The organism is Microbacterium lacus, from assembly GCF_002812805.1.
Taxonomy (GTDB): Bacteria; Actinomycetota; Actinomycetes; order Actinomycetales; family Microbacteriaceae; genus Microbacterium; species Microbacterium lacus_A.
Genome location: NZ_NMUM01000003.1, coordinates 1 through 7,335, shown reverse-complemented (window position 1 = coordinate 7,335; position 7,335 = coordinate 1). Strand labels below are relative to the sequence as shown.

Here is a 7,335-nt window from a genome sequence, read left to right as displayed (position 1 = left end):
TGGGGTTGACCCCGGATTCCGGACACTGACCAGGCGGGATCCGTGTGTTTGCGGGCCTGTCGGGGAGGATGTCCTTGATGGGCACGAGCAAGAGGAAGACGTATACGCCGGAGTATCGACGTGAGGCCGCGAGGCTGGTGATCGATACGGGCCGGACAGTCGCGGCGGTCGCTCGAGAGATCGGTGTCGGTGAGCAGCTGTTGGGCCGGTGGGTCCACGCGGAACGTGCGCGGACTGGCGGTGGGTCCGAGGCGCCGCTGGATCTGGACGAGCGTGCTGAGCTGGGACGGTTGCGCCGCGAGGTGCAGGAACTCCGGATGGACAACGAGTTCCTGGGAAAAGCGGCGGCCTTCTTCGCATCGAAGCAGAACCCGAGGAGCGGTTCGCTGTGATCGAGGCGGAGAAGGCGCACGAGACGACGCTGACAGTCACGCGGATGTGCCGGCTGCTCGGGGTAGACCGGCGCCGGTTCTACGAGTGGCGAGCCCGGAAGTCCGCCGGCCCGTCGCCGCGGCAGCGGCGGGCAGCTGAGCTGACCGAGCAGATCCGCCGGTTCCATGCCGCGTCTGACGCCACGTACGGGGCTCCGCGGATCCACGCGGACCTGCAGGACGCCGGGGTGGTGGTCTCGCGTAAGACGGTCGCGAAGCTGATGCGCGCCGACGGGATCACCGGGATCAGTCCCCGCACCTGGCATCCGCCGACCACCGTGCGAGGCGATGATCCGTTCCCGGTGCCTGACCTCGTAGAGCGGCGGTTCGACCAGGGCGAGCGTGACCTCGCGTGGTTCTCTGACATCACGTATCTGCATACCGGTGAGGGGTGGGCGTACCTGTGTGTCGTGCGGGATGGTCACACCCGCCGGGTCCTCGGCCGCACCGTCGCAGGGAGTCTGCATACCGACCTCGTCGAGGACGCGCTCCGGCAAGCGGTCTCTCTCCGCGGGCACCTGCCGCGGAAGGTCGTGTTCCACGCGGACAGGGGCACTCAGTACACCAGTGCCCAGCTCGCCGACGCAGCGACCGAGCTCGGGGTGCTCAGATCGATGGGCCGGACCGGGGTGTGTTGGGACAATGCAGCCGCGGAATCGTTCTGGTCCGTGTTCAAGAACGAGTACTACAACCGGCATGTTTTCGCGACGATCGACACCGCCCGACGGGCCGCGTATGTCTGGATCGACGGCTGGTACAACGCCCGCCGACGCCACTCCGGCATCGGCTACATCAGCCCGCTAGAGTACGAACGCCGCCAGCTCGCGCTGGCAGCCTGACCAACCAACCACCTGTCCGGACTTCGGGGTCAGCCTCACTGGGGCGACTTCATGTCGAGACTCGCCCAAAGAGTAGCTCTCGAACAGTTGCAAAGAGTCCGCGACGCACATAGTCAAATGGCGGACGATGACCCCGAAATGGCGTTGCGCCGGTCGGAAGATGTCGCAAAACCTATCCAAGAGATCACGCTGCTCGACCTCGGCCGCGCTAGAGCCACCTGGCTACTGGGCCCGCACCCCTATGCCGGAGAAGGGGACGCCGCGAACCAAAGGCAGATCGCGCACCTCCTGGTAGCAACGGACCACCTATCGGCAGCGCTCGCAACGAGTTCCCTGGACCTGGATGAGCATGGCCGCCTCACGGTCAAGACCGATGGCGGTTCAACGCTCGTCTTTGGGCTTGCGCATGGCGGAGGCGCCATCGCGTGGAGCGCCATCAGCACCAAGATTCGTGAGCGAAACAATAGTCTGGCGCCTCAGCAACGAACAAATCTTGTCATCGTGGCTGGAGCCAGAAACACGCGAACACCAAGTGTTGATGACCTTGTTCGGGAGGACACGTCAGGCGACCTCATTAGGGGCGCCGACACCATCCACCCGATCTTCGCAGACGATTACCTAGGACGGCCCGCGACTGACCTGCAGTCAGCGGTTGAGGAGCTACGACGATGACCGACGCGGTTGTAACGAACGAACTACTCCTCACGGAGATCACAAGGCTGCTTGCAGAGTCTGAGATCGCCCGCGTAGACAGCGCTCGCCACCGATCCTGGCCTTCCGGCTCGATGGCATTTGAAGACGAGTACTCGGTGATCGCGGTGTGGGCATTTGAGTCGGTTGAAGAGCTCGTCGCCGGATGGGGTACGGCACAAGATCATGTGGTCGATTTCCTAGGTGCGAACGTAATCGCGACCGACCCGAAGTCTTGGGATGGGTACCTCGTCCTCGTCGCGATGGACGGCGTTCCGGAGGAACTGGCTGCGGAGCTGAGCGCCATACGATCTGACACGCGACGTGTACGCAAGTTGGTGCTGACAGCGGACGATCTACCAAGTCGTGTCTTCGATCCGCTTGAGTTGACACCACAGGTTAGGCGAACCCTGGCGCCGATTCTCGATCTTGATCTCGACACCACGCCGGGGAGGGCCGACCCCTTGGCCACGCTCCCATCGCGCGTTGCGGGAGTACTTAACAGCAATGAGCACCTCGACGTGGTCATCGCTGCCTACGAGGCAGGCGAGCCTCCGCTTGAAGCGCTCCACGAACGATTGATCACCACCCAGCGGACAGGGACGGATGCACTATGAGAGTCACCGGCGTTTCCATCGCAGGGTTCGGCGGAGTCTCGGGCGAGGTTGACATCGACCTCGACGCAGACGTGGTGATCGTCGTTGGCGCGAATGGTTACGGCAAGACGACGATCTGCAACGCGATTTCATGGGCAATCTCGGGCAAGACCACCGGCTCCCAGGGACCCCGAAACCTCTACAGCAAGTCGGGAACCACGACGGTTGAGCTGCGAACCGACTTCAACGGTGACGATGTTGTCATCACGAGATCGTTGGAAAACCCGGGCGAGACCGACGCCAAGAAACTGCGCGCTCCACTTCGAGTGCGCGTTAACGATGCGTCACTTCGTGGCGCGGACGCGGAGGTCTGGCTCCGCCAAAATCTCGCGGGCACCGATACCAACGAAGACTTCGCCACACTGGCACAGTCGTTCGTGGACTCGATCTACCTGAAGCAAGAGTCGCTGCGCGAGTTCCTGACCGGACGTCAGGACACAGAGCGGTTCGATGCGGTCGCAAGCATGGTGGGTGCCGGGCGTCTACGAGAATTTGCGGATGAACTCCAATCGCACAAGCGAGCATGGGTTCGCGCGGTCAACCAGGCTGACTCGGCGCTCGAAGGTGATCGCGCAAAGGTCGAAGACCTCGCAGCATCTTTGTCCGTGCTTGAAACTGAGATCACCAAAGCAAATACGGCCGAGGTGAGCGCTCGATGGCAGACATGGAGCAGCGACGTTGAGGCACTCGGGCTCGTCGCGATCCAGGACGCCCAAGATCGGGAACTGAGCGAGAGCTCACTGACGAAGTTGCGTGCTGCCCTCAACCAGGAGCGAAGCACAATCGAGCAGGATGAAGCCGCCTTGCTCGCGGCACAGGCAGAGCTGAGCGTGCCGCTTCCCGAAGGTCCGGACGAAGCCGAGGTCATCGAACTCGAACGTCAGGTCGCTGATCTGACGGCTCAGAAGGAACAGGTCGAGCGCGACATCCAGCTACTTCGCGTCGAAGTTGGAGAAGCAGACGCGGCGCGTAGACAGGCAACCTCTATTCGTGAAGAACTCGCAAGTATGGCGTCGATCCTGCTCCGTCACGTGGCAGATAGCTGCGCAGCCTGCGGCCAAGAAGTCGATCCGGAAGCGTATCGTCGTCGCCTCGAAACCATCGCCAACGAAACAGAGAATGCAGCTCTCCGAGAAGGCGCTGAACTGCAACGAACAAATCTCCAAGCTACAGAGAAGCGACTGGGTGAACTGTCCCTGCGACTCAAGACGGTCTCAGATCAGCACCGCGCCATGCTCGAACAACGCGCTTCAGCACAAGCGGCGAGGGAGCATCGAGAGAGGCGAACAAGGGAGGTTCTGGCCAGCTTCTCTGATGAGCTGCCTGACGCGTCAGCAGAGGCAGGCAACGAAATCCAACGACTCGCATCTGAACTAGATCGTGTAGCGAGGCGGAAGTCTCAGATCGCGCGGACATTGGAGGCAGGGCGCGAATTCGATGCAGCAGCTTCACTGGACTCGTCGAAGACACGACGTGATCGAATCGAAATCGAGTCCAAGGCACTCCGCAACTCTTTGGCTTCCAAGGAGCAAGACATTGCCGATCGGCGGCGCACAAATGACGTCGCTACCGCACTTCTTGATGCAGTGAAGTCAGACGCGGAGACGTTTGTTTCCGACCGTCTGAAGCAGTTGAAGCCTCTCCTGCATCAGTTCTACGCAGCAATCGACCCCCATCCAACGTTCCGATCGGTTGAGATTGCCACACGTCAGTTTGGTGGAAAGCACCGTCTCACTCCTATGTTGCGTGACGATGAGGTTCAGGTTGATGTCACGGAGCCCGGAGAGACGCTATCTACATCGCAAGCAAACGCGCTTGCTGTTTCCTTGTTCCTCTCGTTCAACCTCGGCTTCGCGCCTACTCACGTGAAGTCATTGATACTCGATGACCCGCTCCAGAACCTGGACGACGTGCATCTTCTCGGCCTCGTTGATCTACTTCGCAAGATCCTCCCTCATCGCCAACTGATCGTTACAACCCACGATCATGCGTTCGCCTCGTTGCTAGCGAGAAAGCTTCGTCCGGTGAGTGAGAACTTCCGAACGACCTATGTCCGCTTCACGAAGTGGGACCGCAACGGTCCTGGTGTTGAGCAATGGGACGTCCCTGCGGAAACCAGCCCCCTGAAACTTGTCACTCCGTAGCGACCTCGGATGACCCCGCGGGTAGTGCTTATGAGGATTTCGGTGACAGATTGGCGAGCAACGCATGGAGTATGAGTTCGTAGAGACGGATTCAGTGCGGATCAGTGCGCTCCTTGATAAGCATGCTCACGGCGCGAGCGACACTACCGAGATTTGGGCGAGGTCCTGGTCGGATGCGGACTATGGATCACTGGCTGACCCGGCCCGACTGGAGTTCGACTTCCTCTTCGGCGTCGAGCTCCAAGAGGATTTCACGGCTGCAGGGACCGTTGCGTTCGAGGAATCCAATGTCAGAGCGACCGCCACCCGCCCTTTCGCTGCGACCCCGGAGGCGGCCTGGGTGCTTCGCGAGGCTCTGCTGCGTTCGGTATCGGACCACATGGTTCGTGCTCACGTCGCTGATCTGATCCTTAGCGGGAGACGGGATGCTTCGCCTGCGCACGCGGAAGCAACAGCTGAGCACTATCGGACGTGCGCGAGAGATGTAGCCCTCGAACCAGGCCGCCGGGCGATATCACTTGCGAGAGCTAACACGATCGTGCGGAGCCGTCGGATGGTGACCGAGGCATCCGTGCGAGAGCAAGCCCTGGAACTTGCGCGAGAGATGCTGACTCTCGGCCACAGTCACGCCGTACTGACTTTGCTTGCTCTCTTGAGCGTTCCGGCTAGAGACGGCTCCACAACATCCTCGGAGCGACTCGAAGTTCGAGACTGTCTTCGCGGAATCGCCGCGACAGCACCCGAGTTTATCGACGAGATCGTCAGGTTACTCCTTTTGGCGGCAGACAGCGATGAGGACCAGACAGCGGCCGCGCGACTCCACGTTTCCTGGTATCTCGATAGCGCACGCGGCGAGAGCAACGGGATACGAAAGGTCTACTTCGGGTACGAGGCGATGCAACTAGCGGAGAGGTACGGGCAGTTCGATTTGCGGGACGATGCAGCCGTCTTTCTTCAGGCTGCAGGCGAGGATGTCGAGTTGCAGACGTTCGAGCACGACTTGCCTGTTTCGAGGAACCATCTTCGACGTCACCTTCGGAAGTATCGGCATGCGCGAGACTGGCGTCATGCTTACCGAGTGTTTCTCGCTGGGCCGGCACCAACCGGTGATCACGCCAAGAACGTAGTACAAGCTGAGAACGGGAGGCAGGGTTTGCTGTCCTTGGTGAGCAACATTTCGCTTGGACCACTGAACCTGCCGACTCGAACAGGTACCAGCGTTGAGGAAGAACAGCTTCATCGACTCGAAGGTAGCAACATAGGTTCCTGAGGCTGACCCCGAAGTCCGGACAGGTGGTTGGTTGGTCAGGCTGCCAGCGCGAGCTGGCGGCGTTCGTACTCTAGCGGGCTGATGTAGCCGATGCCGGAGTGGCGTCGGCGGGCGTTGTACCAGCCGTCGATCCAGACATACGCGGCCCGTCGGGCGGTGTCGATCGTCGCGAAAACATGCCGGTTGTAGTACTCGTTCTTGAACACGGACCAGAACGATTCCGCGGCTGCATTGTCCCAACACACCCCGGTCCGGCCCATCGATCTGAGCACCCCGAGCTCGGTCGCTGCGTCGGCGAGCTGGGCACTGGTGTACTGAGTGCCCCTGTCCGCGTGGAACACGACCTTCCGCGGCAGGTGCCCGCGGAGAGAGACCGCTTGCCGGAGCGCGTCCTCGACGAGGTCGGTATGCAGACTCCCTGCGACGGTGCGGCCGAGGACCCGGCGGGTGTGACCATCCCGCACGACACACAGGTACGCCCACCCCTCACCGGTATGCAGATACGTGATGTCAGAGAACCACGCGAGGTCACGCTCGCCCTGGTCGAACCGCCGCTCTACGAGGTCAGGCACCGGGAACGGATCATCGCCTCGCACGGTGGTCGGCGGATGCCAGGTGCGGGGACTGATCCCGGTGATCCCGTCGGCGCGCATCAGCTTCGCGACCGTCTTACGCGAGACCACCACCCCGGCGTCCTGCAGGTCCGCGTGGATCCGCGGAGCCCCGTACGTGGCGTCAGACGCGGCATGGAACCGGCGGATCTGCTCGGTCAGCTCAGCTGCCCGCCGCTGCCGCGGCGACGGGCCGGCGGACTTCCGGGCTCGCCACTCGTAGAACCGGCGCCGGTCTACCCCGAGCAGCCGGCACATCCGCGTGACTGTCAGCGTCGTCTCGTGCGCCTTCTCCGCCTCGATCACAGCGAACCGCTCCTCGGGTTCTGCTTCGATGCGAAGAAGGCCGCCGCTTTTCCCAGGAACTCGTTGTCCATCCGGAGTTCCTGCACCTCGCGGCGCAACCGTCCCAGCTCAGCACGCTCGTCCAGATCCAGCGGCGCCTCGGACCCACCGCCAGTCCGCGCACGTTCCGCGTGGACCCACCGGCCCAACAGCTGCTCACCGACACCGATCTCTCGAGCGACCGCCGCGACTGTCCGGCCCGTATCGATCACCAGCCTCGCGGCCTCACGTCGATACTCCGGCGTATACGTCTTCCTCTTGCTCGTGCCCATCAAGGACATCCTCCCCGACAGGCCCGCAAACACACGGATCCCGCCTGGTCAGTGTCCGGAATCCGGGGTCAACCCCA

At 62.0% G+C, this 7,335-nt stretch carries 6 protein-coding genes; 5 read left to right on the top strand and 1 reads right to left on the bottom strand.

The genetic code is table 11. The features are described 5' to 3' along the window. Positions 1-77 precede the first annotated feature (77 nt). From CGU34_RS00150 to CGU34_RS00130, 5 genes are all read left to right on the top strand, one after another. Positions 78-1,270, top strand: a protein-coding gene (locus CGU34_RS00150; protein WP_100813431.1) for an IS3 family transposase whose coding sequence is annotated in 2 segments (ribosomal slippage) — positions 78-348 and positions 348-1,270 — 1,194 coding nt in all. Because the reading frame shifts where the segments join, the coding sequence is not laid out codon by codon here. 117 nt (positions 1,271-1,387) lie between these two features. Next, positions 1,388-1,942: a hypothetical protein gene (locus tag CGU34_RS00145; protein ID WP_100812882.1), complete on the top strand. Its 555-nt coding sequence runs from the start codon at positions 1,388-1,390 to the stop codon at positions 1,940-1,942. Continuing rightward, positions 1,939-2,577 (top strand): hypothetical protein, encoded by a 639-nt coding sequence (locus CGU34_RS00140; RefSeq protein ID WP_100812881.1) that lies wholly within the window; start codon positions 1,939-1,941, stop codon positions 2,575-2,577. Before CGU34_RS00145 ends, CGU34_RS00140 begins: the two co-directional genes overlap by 4 nt. Next, a complete protein-coding gene (locus tag CGU34_RS00135) occupies positions 2,574-4,760 on the top strand; it encodes an ATP-binding protein (protein WP_100812880.1) in 2,187 nt (728 codons plus the stop codon). The genes CGU34_RS00140 and CGU34_RS00135 overlap by 4 nt, the downstream gene beginning before the upstream one ends. A gap of 64 nt (positions 4,761-4,824) precedes the next feature. Next, positions 4,825-6,030, top strand: a complete 1,206-nt coding sequence (locus tag CGU34_RS00130; RefSeq protein WP_100812879.1) for a hypothetical protein — start codon at positions 4,825-4,827, stop codon at positions 6,028-6,030. Between the two features lie 35 nt (positions 6,031-6,065). Here CGU34_RS00130 and CGU34_RS00125 read toward each other — a convergent pair. Next, positions 6,066-7,258 (bottom strand): IS3 family transposase gene (locus CGU34_RS00125; RefSeq protein ID WP_100813431.1). Its coding sequence is split into 2 segments (ribosomal slippage): positions 6,066-6,988 and positions 6,988-7,258, totalling 1,194 coding nucleotides; the frame shifts between segments, so codons are not numbered across the junction. Positions 7,259-7,335 lie beyond the last annotated feature (77 nt).

Bases quoted from the DNA above. Each gene is read 5' to 3' on its own strand.
- CGU34_RS00145 (WP_100812882.1), top strand. From the start codon at position 1,388: ATGGCGGACGATGACCCCGAAATGGCGTTGCGCCGGTCGGAAGATGTC.
- CGU34_RS00140 (WP_100812881.1), top strand. From the start codon at position 1,939: ATGACCGACGCGGTTGTAACGAACGAACTACTCCTCACGGAGATCACA.
- CGU34_RS00135 (WP_100812880.1), top strand. From the start codon at position 2,574: ATGAGAGTCACCGGCGTTTCCATCGCAGGGTTCGGCGGAGTCTCGGGC.
- CGU34_RS00130 (WP_100812879.1), top strand. From the start codon at position 4,825: ATGGAGTATGAGTTCGTAGAGACGGATTCAGTGCGGATCAGTGCGCTC.